The sequence below is a fragment of the Allobosea sp. genome (genome assembly GCF_030694325.1).
Lineage (GTDB): Bacteria > Pseudomonadota > Alphaproteobacteria > Rhizobiales > Beijerinckiaceae > Allobosea.
Genome location: NZ_JAUXYO010000122.1, coordinates 1 through 14,207, shown reverse-complemented (window position 1 = coordinate 14,207; position 14,207 = coordinate 1). Strand labels below are relative to the sequence as shown.

The 14,207-nt window shown below is 68.3% G+C and carries 13 protein-coding genes and 1 pseudogene; 7 read left to right on the top strand and 7 right to left on the bottom strand.

Annotation, left to right across the window (positions count from 1 at the left end; all coding sequences use genetic code 11):
- The 3 genes from Q8M82_RS07550 to Q8M82_RS07540 form a co-directional block, all read left to right on the top strand.
- The coding region (locus Q8M82_RS07550) for a DUF294 nucleotidyltransferase-like domain-containing protein (RefSeq protein ID WP_305690757.1) at window positions 1–965 on the top strand (965 nt) is incomplete at its 5' end.
- A 58-nt stretch (window positions 966–1,023) separates the two neighbouring features.
- Window positions 1,024–2,754, top strand: coding sequence for a carbamoyltransferase family protein (locus tag Q8M82_RS07545; protein WP_305690756.1), 1,731 nt, complete (start codon window positions 1,024–1,026; stop codon window positions 2,752–2,754).
- 145 nt (window positions 2,755–2,899) lie between these two features.
- Window positions 2,900–4,093, top strand: a complete 1,194-nt coding sequence (locus tag Q8M82_RS07540) for an MFS transporter (protein ID WP_305690755.1) — start codon at window positions 2,900–2,902, stop codon at window positions 4,091–4,093.
- Window positions 4,094–4,210: 117 nt separating this feature from the next.
- Here Q8M82_RS07540 and phbB read toward each other — a convergent pair whose 3' ends face one another.
- The 3 genes from phbB to Q8M82_RS07525 all read right to left on the bottom strand — a co-directional run bounded on the left by phbB (window position 4,211) and on the right by Q8M82_RS07525 (window position 6,431).
- Window positions 4,211–4,933: an acetoacetyl-CoA reductase gene (phbB, locus tag Q8M82_RS07535; protein ID WP_305690754.1), complete on the bottom strand. Its 723-nt coding sequence runs from the start codon at window positions 4,931–4,933 to the stop codon at window positions 4,211–4,213.
- Window positions 4,934–5,029: 96 nt separating this feature from the next.
- Window positions 5,030–5,245, bottom strand: a complete 216-nt coding sequence (locus Q8M82_RS07530) for a DUF1737 domain-containing protein (RefSeq protein WP_305690753.1) — start codon at window positions 5,243–5,245, stop codon at window positions 5,030–5,032.
- A 7-nt stretch (window positions 5,246–5,252) separates the two neighbouring features.
- Window positions 5,253–6,431 carry an acetyl-CoA C-acetyltransferase gene (locus Q8M82_RS07525; protein ID WP_305690752.1) on the bottom strand — a complete coding sequence of 393 codons (1,179 nt, stop codon included), beginning with the start codon at window positions 6,429–6,431 and terminating at the stop codon, window positions 5,253–5,255.
- A 310-nt stretch (window positions 6,432–6,741) separates the two neighbouring features.
- Here Q8M82_RS07525 and phaR point away from each other — a divergent pair, with 310 nt between their 5' ends.
- Window positions 6,742–7,338, top strand: coding sequence for a polyhydroxyalkanoate synthesis repressor PhaR (gene phaR, locus Q8M82_RS07520; protein ID WP_305690751.1), 597 nt, complete (start codon window positions 6,742–6,744; stop codon window positions 7,336–7,338).
- 185 nt (window positions 7,339–7,523) lie between these two features.
- Here the strand turns inward: phaR and Q8M82_RS07515 are convergent, their stop codons facing one another.
- Window positions 7,524–9,215: a GGDEF domain-containing phosphodiesterase gene (locus Q8M82_RS07515; RefSeq protein ID WP_305690750.1), complete on the bottom strand. Its 1,692-nt coding sequence runs from the start codon at window positions 9,213–9,215 to the stop codon at window positions 7,524–7,526.
- Window positions 9,216–9,381: 166 nt separating this feature from the next.
- Between Q8M82_RS07515 and Q8M82_RS07510 the strand changes: the two genes are divergently transcribed.
- Window positions 9,382–9,579 (top strand): hypothetical protein, encoded by a 198-nt coding sequence (locus Q8M82_RS07510; protein ID WP_305690749.1) that lies wholly within the window; start codon window positions 9,382–9,384, stop codon window positions 9,577–9,579.
- 118 nt (window positions 9,580–9,697) lie between these two features.
- On the opposite strand, the gene rpmF is transcribed toward Q8M82_RS07510, so the two are convergent.
- On the bottom strand, window positions 9,698–9,883 hold the full coding sequence (rpmF, locus tag Q8M82_RS07505; protein WP_043233137.1) for a 50S ribosomal protein L32: 186 nt from the start codon (window positions 9,881–9,883) through the stop codon (window positions 9,698–9,700).
- Between the two features lie 159 nt (window positions 9,884–10,042).
- Window positions 10,043–10,639: a monofunctional biosynthetic peptidoglycan transglycosylase gene (gene mtgA, locus Q8M82_RS07500; RefSeq protein WP_371126265.1), complete on the bottom strand. Its 597-nt coding sequence runs from the start codon at window positions 10,637–10,639 to the stop codon at window positions 10,043–10,045.
- A gap of 198 nt (window positions 10,640–10,837) precedes the next feature.
- Here mtgA and Q8M82_RS07495 point away from each other — a divergent pair, with 198 nt between their 5' ends.
- Both Q8M82_RS07495 and Q8M82_RS07490 read left to right on the top strand, forming a co-directional pair.
- Window positions 10,838–11,794 (top strand): polyprenyl synthetase family protein, encoded by a 957-nt coding sequence (locus Q8M82_RS07495; RefSeq protein ID WP_305690748.1) that lies wholly within the window; start codon window positions 10,838–10,840, stop codon window positions 11,792–11,794.
- A 469-nt stretch (window positions 11,795–12,263) separates the two neighbouring features.
- A complete protein-coding gene (locus Q8M82_RS07490; RefSeq protein ID WP_305690747.1) occupies window positions 12,264–13,319 on the top strand; it encodes a PIG-L family deacetylase in 1,056 nt (351 codons plus the stop codon).
- A gap of 110 nt (window positions 13,320–13,429) precedes the next feature.
- Here Q8M82_RS07490 and Q8M82_RS07485 read toward each other — a convergent pair.
- Window positions 13,430–14,207: pseudogene (locus Q8M82_RS07485) on the bottom strand (histidine kinase); the annotation flags it as partial.

Genomic DNA, 14,207 nt, shown 5'->3' with positions numbered 1-14,207 from the left:
GCCTGCCGCTGATGGCCCGCGCGCTGCTGGCCGAGGATGTGCCGGCCCGCCTGATCGCGGCGGTGATCGCGCGCGAGGTCGGGGCGCTGACGCGGCGCGCGGCGCTGCTCGCCGAGGCGGAGCTTCTGGCGGAGGGCGCGGGACCGGCGCCCTGCGCCTATGCGGTGCTCGTCCTCGGCTCGGCCGGGCGCGGCGAGAGCCTGCTGGCGATGGACCAGGACAATGCGCTCGTCTTCGCGGAGGGGGAGCCGGAGGGTGAGGCCGACCGCTGGTTCGCGCGGCTCGGCGCGCGCATGGCCGCGATCCTCGACGAGGTCGGCGTGCCCTTGTGCAAGGGCGGGGTGATGGGCTCGGAGCCCGCCTTCCGCGGCTCGCTCGCGACCTGGCGCCAGCGCATCGCGCAATGGCTCGGCCGCTCCAGCCCGGACGATCTTCTCAGCGTCGACATCGTCTTCGATTTCAAGGCCGTGCATGGCGACAAGGCGATGGCGGAGCGGCTCTGGCGCGATGCCTGGACGGCCGCCAAGGGACAGATCCCCTTCCTCAAGCTGCTGGCGGAGAATGCCGGCCAGCCGGCGGCGGGGCTGACCCTGTTCGGGGGTTTGCGGACCGAGGATGATGGCCGCATCGACCTGAAGCGCACGGGGCTGAAGGACATCGTCACCACGGCGCGGGTGCTGGCGCTGCATCACGGCCTGCCGCGCCACGCGACGCAGGCACGGCTCGAGGCGGTGGCGGGACTCGGCGCGGGCGGCGCGAGCGATCTCGCCGAGATCGACCGCGACCATGCGCTGCTCCTCGACTGCATCCTGAGCCAGCAGCTCGCCGACATCGCCGAGGGCCTGAGCCCGTCCAACCGGGTCGCGCCCGGCACCATCGGCAAGGCCCGCACGGCGGAGCTGAAGCGCGCGCTCGGGCGGCTCTCGATCCTCGACGATCTGCGCCGCGACCAGCTCTCGGGGTGATCACCGGCAAATCCGTGCTAGAGGTGGCCGCGATTTCCGGATGTTTCGACCAGGCAGCATGACCTACACGATCGGCCTCGCCACCACCTTCCACGATCCCGCCATCGCGATCATCGGCCCCGACGGCGAGGTCCTCTTCGCCGAGGCGACCGAGCGCTATCTCCAGTTCAAGCGCGCGCCGAACTGCGAGCCCGACACCGCACCGCGGATGGAATCGCTGCTGAAGCGCTACATCCCCGCCGATGCGCAGGTCGCGATCGCGACGAGCTGGGGCGAGGACTTCACCGGCTTCCTCGACCAGATGAGCCGCGCCGGCTCGTTTTCGCTCGACGCGCTGCTCAAGCTCTCGCCGGAGCTGAACCGCTCGCTGGTGCCTGAGCGCACCGAGCGCGCGCTCATCGCCTCGCTGCATCAGGGCCAGCAGCGCGCCGGCATCGGCACCCTGCTTGGGCTCGACCGCGCCTTCGGCAAGGCCAACGTCACCGGTCTTACCCGCTTCGGCCATCACCTCAGCCATGCCGCCTATGCCTGCTGGTCCTCGCCCTTCACCGACGCCGCCTGCCTCGTCGTCGACGGCATGGGCGAGACCGGGGCGTCCGCCATCTTCGCGCTGGAGGGCGGGCGCATCCGCGAGGTCAAGCGCCATCGCGGGCGTGAATCGATCGGCTTCTATTTCGGCCTCGTCACCGACCTCGCCGGCTTCGACCAGGCCAAGGGCGAGGAATGGAAGATCATGGGGCTCGCGCCCTATGGCCGGACCGACGAGCGGCTGATGGCGCTGCTGCGCCGGCTCTATACGATCGAGGGCCACAGGCTCTCCTTCGCCAAGGCGGATGTCGTGCGGGCGGTGGCGGCGGAGATCCTGAGCCTGCGGCCGGCGGACGCGCTCGACAGCGGCTGGGCCGATCTCGCCCGCTGCGGGCAGGATGTCTTCGCGGAGATGATGGAGGCGCTGCTGGGGGAGACGGCGGCGCTGGTTCCGTCGCCCAACCTCGTGCTGGCCGGCGGCTGCGCGCTCAACTCCTCCTTCAACGGCAGGATCGCCGGGCGGCACGGCTTCGCGGAGGTCTTCGTGCCCTCGGCGCCGGCCGACGACGGCAATGCGATCGGCGCCGCCTGGCTCAGCCATGCCCAGCGCAATCCGGCCTGGCGCGCGCCCAAGGGGCCGCTCTCGCCCTATCTCGGCTCCACCGTCTCGACGGAAGCCCTCGAGCGGATGCAGGCCTGGGAGCCGCGGCTGCGCCGGCTCGCGCCCGACGAGGTCGCGCCGGTGACCGCGAAGCTGCTCACCGAGGGCAAGCTGATCGGCTGGGTGCAGGGGCGGGCGGAGTTCGGGCCGCGCGCGCTCGGCAACCGCTCGATCATCGCCGACCCGCGCCCGGCCGACGCCAAGGACATCCTCAACGCCAAGGTGAAGTACCGCGAGGCCTTCCGGCCCTTCGCGCCCTCGATCCTGGCCGAGCAGGCGCCGAACTGGTTCGAGAACTACCAGGACGCGCCCTATATGGAGCGCACGCTCACCTGGAAGCAGGCGGTGCGCGCCCGCGTGCCCGCCGTGGTGCATGAGGACGCGACGGGTCGGCTGCAGAGCGTCACCGCGCAGCGCAACCCGCGCTATCACGCGCTGATTGCGGCCTTCCACGCGCTGACGGGGGTGCCGGTGATCCTCAACACCTCCTTCAACATCATGGGCAAGCCGATCCTGCACAGTGCGGAGGATGCGATCCTGATGTTCTACACCAGCGGGCTCGATGCGCTGGTGATCGAGGACTGGCTTTTGGTGAAGTAGCGGCGACGGGCTGCGCCGGGACCATGACCTTGCCCACAGAGGGCCTCGCCGCAGCGCAGCATGGCTCCGGCGCGATGGGCGTCATGATCTGCACGCCGCCCGGCGCCATTGACCGCGGCGCGCCGAAGGATCAAGCGTCGGCCCCATGACCACACTCTCGATGCCGGCCACCGAGCGCCGCCCGCTGATCCCGATCCTCGTCGCGCTCAGCGCGGCGCATCTGCTGAACGACCTGCTTCAGTCGATGATCCCGGCGCTCTACCCCCTGATCAAGGAGAATTTTCGGCTCGATTTTGCCCAGATCGGCCTGATCACGCTGGCCTTCCAGGTCACCTCCTCGCTGCTCCAGCCCCTGCTCGGCTGGCTGACCGACAGGCGACCCTGGCCCTATGCGATGGTCGCCGGCATGGGCGCGACGCTGCTCGGCCTGATGACGCTCGCCTTCGCGACGAGCTATCCGATGGTGCTGGGCGCCGCCGCGCTGGTCGGCCTCGGCTCGGCCGTGTTCCATCCGGAAGCGACGCGCATGGCGCGCCATGCCGCCGCCGGCCGCCAGGGCCTGGCGCAGGGGCTGTTCCAGGTCGGCGGCCATGCCGGCTATGCGATCGGCCCGCTGCTGGCGGCGGCGATCGTCGTGCCGCGCGGCCAGGCGAGCCTGGCCTGGTTCTCGATCGTCGTGCTCGTCGCGATGATGCTGATGTCCTGGACCGCCTCGCGCTACAGCGCCTTCCGCCGCGCCCAGCCGAAAGGCCAGAGCGACGAGACCGCCGCGCACGGCCTCTCGCGCCGGCGCGTGCTCTTCGCGATGACGATCCTGATCCTGCTCCTGGTCTCGAAGAACGGCTACAACGCCGCCTTCACCTCCTACTACACCTTCTACCTGATGACGCGCTTCGAGGTGACGGTGCAGCTCTCGCAGATCATGCTGTTCCTCTATCTGCTGGTCTCGACCTTCGGCGTCATCATCGGCGGCATGGTGGGCGACCGCATCGGCCGCGACCGGGTGATCTGGCTGTCCATCGTGGGGTCTTTGCCCTTCGCGCTGATGCTGCCGCATGCCGATTTGTTCTGGACCGGCGTGCTCAGCGTGATCATCAGCTTCGTGATGGCGAGCGCCTTCTCGGCGATCCTGATCTACGCCATCGATCTCGTGCCACACCGTGTCGGACTGGTCGGCGGGCTGTTCTACGGGTTGTCCTTCGGGCTCGCCGGCATCGCGGCCGCCGTGCTCGGCGCGCTGGCCGACAAGATCGGCATCGTCGAGGTCTTCCGCATGACGGCCTGGCTGCCGGCGCTGGGCCTGCTCACCTTCCTGCTGCCGAAATCGCGGCGGGGGTGAAGCCGAACGTCATGCTCGGGCTCGACCCGAGCATCTCTCTCAGGAAGCGGGCGCCTCTATCGGCGCGAGATTCCCGGGTCGCCGCGCCGCGGCGCCCGAGAATGACGCGCCGGTCTCTCATGCCATGTACTGCCCGCCATTGACCGCGAAGGTCGCGCCCGTGGCGAAGGCGCCCTGCTCGGAGGCGAGGAAGACCACCATCGCGGCGATCTCCTCGGGCTTCCCGAGGCGGCCGACCGGAATGCCCGCGATCACGCGCTGAAGGGCGGCTTCAGGCATGGCGGCGACCATGTCGGTGCCGATATAGCCAGGCGTGATCGCGTTGACGGTGATGCCCTTGTTGGCGTTCTCCTGCGCCAGCGCCTTGACGAAGCCGATGTCGCCGGCCTTGGCGGCGGAGTAGTTGACCTGCCCCATCTGGCCTTTCTGGCCGTTGATCGAGGAGATCACGATGATACGGCCGAAGGAGCGGGCGCGCATGCCCTCGATCACCGGGCGCGTCATGTTGAACAGCGAGTCGAGATTGGTGCGGATCACGTCCGACCACTGCTCGCGCGTCATCTTGTGGAAGAAGCCGTCGCGGGTGATGCCGGCATTGTTGACGAGGATGTCGATCGGCCCGAGATCGGCCTCGACCTTGGCGATGCCCGCCGCGCAGGCGTCGTAATCGCCGACATCCCATTTGAACACCGGGATCCCGGTCTCGGCCTGGAACTTGGCGGCCGCCTCGTCATTGCCGGCATAGCTGGCGGCGACCTTGTGGCCGGCCTCCTGCAGGGCTCGGCTGATCGCCGCCCCGATCCCGCGCGTTCCCCCCGTGACAAGAGCCACCTTCGTCATGCTTCGTCCCTCCTCATGGCGGCGTGGGCGCCGCGCTTTAGAATTTCACAGTGATCGATCGCCGGGTCGGGTCCGAATGGACGCGACCATGGCAATCTATTGTTCCGACAGCTTCAGATCGGGCGCGTAGGCACCCTCGACGTCCTTGATGATGGCCTGGCCGCAGACGACGCGTTGCTCCTTGGCGTCAAAGGTCAGGGTCGGATGCCCGTAAAGCACCCAGCCCCGGCTCAGCGCCTCCGAGACGCGATGGCAAAAGGAGGCGTCATCGGTCCCGGTCAGATAGCGATAGAGCGTCGTCTGGCGCGCCATCCCTCTCTCAGCGCTCCAGCGCCATGGCGACACCCATGCCGCCGCCGATGCACAGCGTGGCGAGACCCTTCTTGGCGTCGCGCTTGATCATCTCGTGCACCAGCGTGACGAGCACGCGCGCGCCCGAGGCGCCGATCGGATGGCCGATCGCGATCGCGCCGCCATTGACGTTGACGATCTCGGGATTCCAGCCGAGATCCTTGTTCACCGCCAGCGCCTGCGCCGCAAAGGCCTCGTTGGCTTCGACGAGATCGAGATCGGAGACAGACCAGCCGGCCTTCTCCAGCGCCTTGCGCGTCGCCGGGATCGGGCCCGAGCCCATGATCGCCGGATCGACGCCCGCCGTCGCCCAGGAGGCGATGCGCGCGAGCGGTTTCAGGCCGCGCTTGGCGGCTTCCTTCGCCGACATGATCACCAGCGCCGCCGCGCCGTCATTGATACCCGACGCGTTGCCGGCGGTGACGGTGCCGTCCTTCGAGAAGGCCGGCTTGAGCTTGGCCATGGCCTCGATCGTCGCACCGTGGCGGGGATACTCGTCGGTGTCGACGACGATGTCGCCCTTGCGGGTCGAAACGGTGAAGGGAACGATCTCGTCCTTGAACTTGCCGGCCTTCTGCGCGGCCTCGGCCTTGTTCTGCGAGGCGACGGCGAAGGCGTCCTGCTCCTCGCGGGTGATCTGCCACTTGGTCGCGACGTTCTCGGCGGTGGTGCCCATATGGTAGCCGTGGAAGGCGTCCCAGAGCCCGTCCTTGATCATCGTGTCGGTGAACTTCAAGTCGCCCATCTTGGTGCCGGAGCGCAGATGCGCGGCGTGCTGGGCCATCGACATCGATTCCTGCCCGCCGGCAACGATGATGTCGGCATCGCCATTGGCGATCTGCTGCAGGCCGATCGCCACCGTGCGCAGGCCCGAGCCGCAGAGCTGGTTGAGGCCCCAGGCGGTCTTCTCCTGCGGGATGCCGGCGATCATCGCGGCCTGGCGGGCCGGGTTCTGGCCCTGACCAGCGGTCAGGATCTGACCCATGATGACCTCGTCGACATCGGCGGGATCGACCTTGGCGCGCGCCAGCGCCTCCTTGATCGCCGCGGCGCCGAGCTCATGGGCGGGCGTGTTGGCGAAGGCGCCGTTGAAGGCGCCGACGGCGGTACGCGCCGCGCTGACGATCACGATGTCCGTATCGGCCATGGGGGAATTCCTCAGCTGGTTGTCGCGACGCCCGGCCCGGGCCGGGCGCCTGTTCGGCAGGCACCTTCGAAGCCCGCCGCGCCGCCGTCAAGTCAGCCGAAAGAGAGGGCCGCGCGTAAACATGCGGCAGCCGATCCTTGAGATGCCGCAAAGACATGCCGCACCGCCCATGCTGTGATCGCCGTTTCCGGCCCGTCGCTCAAAAAACTTGCGACGGGCGCGGCAGCGGCTACCATCGCTGCCGGGAGACCGTCAGTCCGGCCGTCGCGCGATCTTCGCGGAAGGCTACGGACCAACGTGCAGGATTCTGATGGCCAGCGACAAAGAACCGACCGTCATCAAAAAATACGCCAACCGCCGTCTCTACCACACCGGTACGAGTTCTTACGTGACTCTGGAGGATCTCGCAGGCCTCGTGCGCGGCGGCGAGGATTTCGTGGTCTATGACGCAAAGTCCGGCGAGGACATCACTCGCTCGGTCCTGGCGCAGATCATCTTCGACGAGGAGTCCAAGGACGGGCAGAACCTGCTGCCGATCGCCTTCCTGCGCCAGCTCATCCGCTTCTACGGCGACAGCATGCAGGCGCTGGTGCCGCGCTATCTCGAGTTCTCGATGGACAGCCTGACCAAGGACCAGAACCAGTTCCGCGAGCAGATGACCAAGGCCTTCTCGGGCGGCGCGCTCGGCAGCGGCGCCATGGACGCGCTACAGGCCCAGACGCGCGCCAACATGGCGATGTTCACCGAGGCGTTCCGGGTGTTCAATCCGTTCGCCGCCGCGGCCGCCGCCAAGGCACAGGAAGAGGGCGCCGCCTCCGGCGCTGCCAAGGGCGACGATCTCGGCGATCTCAAGCGCGAGCTGAGCGAGATGCGCGACCGGCTGGACAAGCTCGCCAAGACCAAGTGAGGGGCGGTTCGACTTTCCGCCTTTATCGCGAGCGCACGACCATCCATCGGAAACGCGCTGTCATCCTGGACAAGCGGCGAAGCCGCGCCGTCCGGGATCCATCACAAGGCTCGCGGTGCCTAATGATGGATCCCGGGTCGACCTGCGGTCGCCCAGGATGACGGAACCGGTTTTAGCGGCGGGAGCTAGCCGACAGCGGCCCTTGCAGCCGCACCAGCGGCCGGCCGCCGCAGCTCCGCCTTGCCCACCAGATGCCCCTGGAGATAGGTGACGCCCCAATCGGCGAGCAGCCGCGCCTGCATCTCGTCGTCGACCCACTCCGCCACCGTATCGACGCCGAGATGACGGGCGAGGTCGATCAGCGTGCGGACATAGAAGCGGTCGTCGGTCGAGCGGCGCAGGTTCTGCGTGAAGGTGCCGTCGATCTTGAGCACGTCGATCGGAAAGGCGCGCAGATGCCGCAGCGAGGTGTGGCCGGCGCCGAAATCGTCGATCGCCACCCGCGCCCCGCGCTCCTTGATCTGGCCGAGCAGCCGCGCGATGCGGGTCGGATTCTCGATCGTCGCCGTCTCGGTGATCTCGACGATCAGCCGCTCGGCGACGCCCCGCGCGCCGCTGGTGCAGGCGAGAAACGCATCGAGCCACTCTGGATCGGAGAGCGAGCGCGGCGAGACGTTGACCGAGAGCGACAGCGACGGCTCTTCCGCCAGCAGACCGACGGCGAGTTCGAGGACGCGATGGTCGAACAGGCGCACCAGCCCGCGCCGCTCCAGCATCGGGATCAGCTCGGCGGTGGCGAAGAAGGCGCCGTCCTTTCCGAAGGAGACGCGCAGCAGCGCCTCGTGGAACGAGACCTCGCGCGACTGCGCCTTGACGACCGGCTGCAGTGCCAGCTCGATCCGCCGCTCGTTGAGCGCGGCCAGCGCGCTGACGTCGAAGCCGGTGGCGCCGTCGTTCCGCTCGCGGCTCTCCTGCCGCCGGGCGATCACGGCGGTGTCGGAAGACCCCGCCTTGGCACCGGCGAGCGCGTTCTCGGCAGCCGAGAGCAGCGTGCCGGCATGGTTCGACAGGTCGGGGGCGATCGCGGCGCCGACACGCAGCCGCACCAGCGCGATGCCGCGCGCAGTTTCGATGGCGGCCTGCGCCACGGCCTTGCCGAAGCGCCTGGCGGCCGCATCGACCTGATTCTGCGGGCAGCCGGTGAGCAGGATGGCGAAGCGGTTGCCGGAATAGCGCACGAGATAGTCGCGCCGGCGCGTCACAGAGCGCAGCCGCTCCTGCACCACGGCGATGATCTCGTCGGTGGCTTCATGGCCGAAATCGTCGTTGAGCCGCGCCAGCTCGTCGATCGCTGCGACCAGGATGACCACATTGCGCTCGGCCGGCAGATGCTCGGAGAGCGCCGAGGACAGACGGTCGAGCAGGGCCGAGCGGTCGCCGAGTTCGCCGGTCTGGCCGAGCAGTTCATCGGAGCGGACCTGCCGCTCGAGACGGAGCATGCCACGCGCGCAGGCCGGGCGGCCATCCGTGCCGGCGAACCAGCGCCCGGAATCCTCGACCCACATCTGGCGACCGGCCAGTTCGGCGGCGTAGCGCGTGCGGTAGATCACGCCCTCGCCCTCGTCGTGACCGCCGGAGGAGAACACCGCATCATAGCGGCTGCGGCCGCTGCCGGGCTCGACCAGCCCGGCGAATCCCAGGCCCCGCGCCATCGCCGCCTCTGGAATCGGCCCCAGCACCTCGCCCGCATTCGGGCCCCAGCTCAGGGTGTCGCTCTGGATGTCCCAGCTGTAGACGACCTCGCCGATCGAGGAGAGCAGGTTGCGCGGATCGACGCGGGCCTCGTCACGGGCATTGAAGATCGACGGCACCGGCATCGGTGAACAGCCTCGGGAGAGCGGAACCACGCCGCGACCGGAGGGCGCGCGGGCGAAGACGAGATGTTCCGAAACGATGCGGTGATCGGCCTTAATACACCGTTAAGGTTGGCCGGGCGCTTGCAACTTTGCCACCGGGCGCAGCGACTGCGTATCGGAGTGGCACATGGCCGAATCGGCACATCGCGAGCAGGCGGGAGAGAAGATCGCGGCGGGTTCCGCGATGCTGCTGCTGCAGCTCGCCGCCAGCCAGGCCGAGATCGGCCCCTTCGCCCGCCGCGGTCGCGAGACCCCGCAGATGGCGGCCCATCTCTACCGCGCGGCCGCCCTTCGCGTCCGCACCGGCACGACCCGGCACAGCTGAACCCGCCCCCGAGCGGGCCTGTCCCGACCGCCACCAACGAAAAAAGCCGGCCTTGCGGCCGGCTCGTGACGCTGCAGGACAGCGCATCGATGTCGAAGGCCCGAGGGGCCCCGGCCTCTCAGGCCTCGGTCTTGGCCTTCAGGACCTGGCGGCCGCGATACATGCCCGACTTCAAGTCGACATGGTGCGGGCGGCGCAGTTCGCCGGAGTTCTTGTCTTCGATATAGGTGGGCTGCTTCAGCGCGTCGGCCGAGCGGCGCATGCCCCGCTTCGACGGCGACGTCTTTCTCTTCGGAACGGCCATTGTACTCTCCATCGTGCCGCCGCCCGGAAGCGCGGCCCGCAGGCCACGCCACCGCCACGACGACGGATCAATCTCGTGAGGCGTTGCCCATACACGCTGCCGTGGCCGATGGCTAGTGCCCAATCCCGGTTTTCGCCGAGCCCACATCGCCACGGGCGCTCACGACGGGACCGCGCAGTCGGCGAGCGGGCCGATCTGGCCGACGCGGCGCTGGATCCGCGCCGTTCCCGCCTGCAGGCCCCGGCTCGGCCGGGCGGGATTGCGCAGCAGTGGATTAGGCAGCGCCGCCGCCAGCCGCGCCGCCTCGGTCGAGGTCAGCCGCGCCGCCGGCTTGCCGAAATAGCGCTGGGCCGCGGCTTCCGCGCCATAGAGCCCCTCCCCCCATTCGGCGACGTTGAGATAGACCTCGACCACCCGCGGCTTCCCCCAGGCGAAATCGATCGCCATCGCCAGCGGAATCTCCAGCGCCTTGCGGACATAGGAGCGGCCCGGCCAGAGGAAGACGTTCTTCGCCGTCTGCATGGTCAGCGTCGAGGCGCCGCGCGAGGGTCCCTCCTCATCCTCCATCACCGCGTTGAGCTCGACCCAGTCGACGCCGCGATGGCTGCAATAGCGCTGGTCCTCGGCCGCGATTACGGCCCGGATCAGGTTCGGCGAAATCTCCGCGAGCGGCACCCATTGCCGCTCGACCGGCTGCAGCGTCAGCCAACGCCCGATCATCAGCGTCGAGGGTACGGGTATGAAGGCGTAGAGCAGGATCGCGATCAGGAGCAGAACGGGCAACGCCAACAGAGCGAGCCAGACGGTCCGCAGCCAGCGCCCCACAGGGCTTCGCCGCCTCTCCGCCCGTTCGCCCGCCATCGCCGTCATCCCCCGCCTCCGCGCCAGCCTCCGGCTTGACGGTTCGGCCGCTCTCCGGCAAGCCCCGCCGGTCAGCGAACGCGAGGCCCGCGCATGAGTTCCGCTTCCACCCGCGAGACGCCGGCCACCGACGCCTTGGCTGCCCGGCTGGCCTCGACCGCCGACGCGATCGAGGTCCTGCTCGACGACCTGCTGGGCGAAACCCTGCGCCAAGGCGAGATCGCCAGGCCGGCGCGGCTTCTGGCGGCGATGCGCCATGGCGCGCTCGGCGGCGGCAAGCGGCTGCGGCCCTTCCTGACGGTCGAGACCGCCCGCCTCTTCGGCGTCGCGCCGCAGGCCGCCCTGCGCGCCGGCGCGGCCGTGGAGCTGGTGCACTGCTACTCGCTCGTCCATGACGACCTGCCTGCCATGGATGACGACGACACCCGTCGCGGCCGCCCGACCGTCCACAAGGCCTTTGACGAGGCGAGCGCGATCCTGGCCGGTGACACGCTGCTGACCTATGCCTTCGAGGTGCTGGCCGACCCCGCGACCCACCCTTCCGGCGAGATCCGGGCCGCGCTGGTGCTGGCGCTGGCGCAGGCATCAGGTCTGGGCGGCATGGCCGGCGGGCAGATGCTCGACCTCGCGGCCGAGGGCCGTTTCGGCAGCGGCGAGCCCGCCGCTCTCTCGCAGGCCGAGATCCGCCGGCTCCAGGCGATGAAGACCGGCGCGCTGCTGGCGGCGAGCGTCGAGATGGGGGCCATCCTCGGCGGCGCCTCGCCCGCGCAGCGCGCGGCCCTTACCGCCTATGGCCGGGCGCTCGGCGCAGCCTTCCAGGTCGCCGACGACATTCTCGACGTCGAGGCCAGCCCCGAGCAGCTCGGCAAGGCGACCGCCAAGGACCAGGACAAGGGTAAGGGCACGCTGGTGCAGGCGCTCGGGCTCGACGCCGCCAAGCGCGAGCGCGACGGCCTCAGTGCGGCGGCGGTAGAAGCGCTCGCAGGCTTCGGGCCGGAGGCGGACACGCTGCGGGCGGCGGCCCGGTTTGCGGCTGAGCGCACGAGCTGAGAGTTCGGTCGACCCCGAACCCTCATCCCGGGGAGCGTTCCGCAGGAATGCATCTCGAAGGATGCTGCTTGACGCTCCGGCGATCGATGGCCTTTCCATCGAGACGCCGCTGATGCGCCCTCTAAGGACGAGCGCCGGGCCGCGACACTGCCCTTAAGCATCTTGCAAATTTAGGCCTCAACAACGGTCGATCATTGTGCTTCGGTCAACGTTCATTCGTAAACGTCTGTCAGCTGAAGATCGTATTGTGACGCATTATTTTCGAGGCTGCCACAAGAGATTGGCAAGCAGGGACAAACTGTTCCGAGATCAATGAATTTGATCAGAGGCGTTGACAGTTTATTAGTCGATCAACGCTATGAACGTCGCGGATGAAGTGTGAAGAATTGGAAAAATACATCACCTCGTTGTCTGAGCCAAACCGCAGATGGCCATTGAAAGCATCGAGGTGGCATAAAACGTCGCCGAGATGAGAGATGGTATTCAGAAGGCGATCCAGCCTGAAATCGATAACAATAAAAAACAGGAATCGATCATGACGGTGACATCGAATGATTTCAGTGACGCCGTGATCGTCATGGCGCATCCAGATGACGAAATTCTCTTCGCGAGCTCCATTCTCGCATCCGCCAAGAAGGTCATCATCTGCTACAATCAGGCGCCCAACAGCTGCTCGATCAGCCAGGGTCGCCAGACGGTGTTTCAGCAGTTTCCACTGAAAACCGCAGTCAGCCTCAATATGATCGAATCCGATACCTACCAGACGACCGACTGGCGCAAGCCGGTCGAGACCGTCTACGGCATCCACTGCGGTCGCAACGGCGACGCTTATGCGAGAAATTTCCATCTGCTGACGGCGGCGCTGGAGGAGCATCTGAGCGCGGGCGACCTCGTCGTCACCCATAATCCCTGGGGTGAATACGGCCACGAAGAGCATGTGCAGGTGTTCCGCGCCGTCTCCCACATCAAGCGCCAGCGTGATTTCCGGCTGTTCGTCAGCGGCTATGTCAGCGACCGGGTGCTCTACTTCATGCAGCGCAACAGCCCCCGCCTCGGTGCACCATCTGCCTTGCTGCGCACCGACAAGGCGCTCGGCGCGCGTCTGATGCAGCACTACAAGGCGCATGACTGCTGGACATGGCAAGACGGCTACAACTGGCCGGAATACGAGTGCTTCTACGAGGTGAGCGATCCGGACGCTCCCTTGCGCGCCGATGAGGCAACGATGTCATCGCTGCCGGTGAACGTCATCTGGCTCGACGAACATGCCCTGGCCTGGAGCCGGGTGTTGCGCAGGGCGAAGCGGCGGGTCGGCACGATGCTCCATAGCCTGGTCCGGCCGACGCATCCGCAGCCGGTGCGCGGGGCTGGCCTCACCTACGGCCATCTTGAAGTGCCGACTCCGCAGCGAAACTCACTGGGCAGGATGATGTCGGCCTGGCTGTCGTCGCGCCGAAGGCTGCTGGACATCGCGCTGCTCTGCAGCGCCTGCCTGCTCGCCGAACCCTCCATCGCGGCCTCCTGACGCCGCGCCCCTTTCACCGCGAGCAGCCGGTTCCAGTAGCGGCGCTCGTGGGGCTTGGCGCGAATCGGAAGACCCGAGAGCACGGCCCCTCTCAGCCGATCTCGGCGCCCCTACCGCCAGCGCCCGAACGCGTCCGCCAGGGTCTGCCCGCCCGACACACCCTTCTCGAAGGTGATAATGCCGCGCTTGCCGGAGGCGAAGCGCACAGGCACGTCGATCCAGGCCCGGTTCAGGATGAGGTCGACATTGCGCGTGACCTCGACGGGCACGTTCGACAGCGCGGCGACGAAGAGGTTCTCGCCCAGCGCCGAATTGATCGCCGAGAGCGGCGCGCCGCGCTCGCTCTCCTCGGTCTTGAACTGCGGCACGCCGACCTCGCGCACCGCTTCCGTCGCCGGATCACCGATGCTGGAAAAGCGCATGCCGATGATGTGGGAGGCCGGGAAAGCGTTGTCGGTGTTGCGGCGGATGGTGAAATCGAGCGTCAGCCCGCTCTCGATGATCTCTACGGTCGCACGCACGATCGTTTCGACCGGACGGCCCTGGCCGACGCTCTCGCTGTCGAGCCGCCAGAAGACGCGGCCGTTGACGGCCCGAGGCGCCTGCGGGGCAGCCGGATCCTCGATGTAGAGGATGGCGCGCTGCGCGACGGCGATCTCCTGAGACGGCGCGATGCCGCCTGTCGGCTGCCGCGTGACAGGCGCCGGGGCACCCGACTCGCCGACCCGCTCGGCGATCTTGCCGGCATTGTCAGCCTGCGCCCGCGGGGCGGGCGCCTCGACGGCTGGTCGCGCCGCCGTGTCGGGCGGGGCGACCTTGTTGACGTAATAGGCCGTCACCGCGATCGCGGCCACCGCGACCGCGACGCCGCCCGCGACGATGGCGGTG